Source organism: Paraburkholderia sp. EG286B, from assembly GCF_040965655.1.
Lineage (GTDB): Bacteria > Pseudomonadota > Gammaproteobacteria > Burkholderiales > Burkholderiaceae > Paraburkholderia.
This window is the reverse complement of record NZ_JBFRCF010000218.1, coordinates 1-268: the sequence shown is the minus strand read 5'-3', so window position 1 is coordinate 268 and position 268 is coordinate 1. Positions and strand designations below refer to the sequence as shown.

Annotated in this window: 1 pseudogene; it reads right to left on the bottom strand. The window is 58.6% G+C overall.

Annotation, left to right across the window (positions count from 1 at the left end):
- Positions 1-45: 45 nt before the first annotated feature.
- Positions 46-123: pseudogene (locus tag AB4Y42_RS44490) on the bottom strand (integrase); the annotation flags it as partial.
- Positions 124-268 lie beyond the last annotated feature (145 nt).

Genomic DNA, 268 nt, shown 5'->3' with positions numbered 1-268 from the left:
GACGCTGCCTGGCCGACAAGCGTCCGCTCGCCGGCCAGTTTGCCTTCATACTTCAGTTTGCTCCGCCATCTCAAGGGCGTCGTCCACTTCAATGCCGAGGTAGCGGACCGTGCTCTCGAGCCTATTGCCAGCAGTCAATAGGCTTGACTATGTCCCGCCCCGAACTATGTCCCGCCCCGAACTATGTCCAGCTCAGATCGAAGGTCCTCGCTTTTCGTGAAGATGCCACCTCGGTGCTAGACATTGGCATGCTTCCTTGCAGGCACTC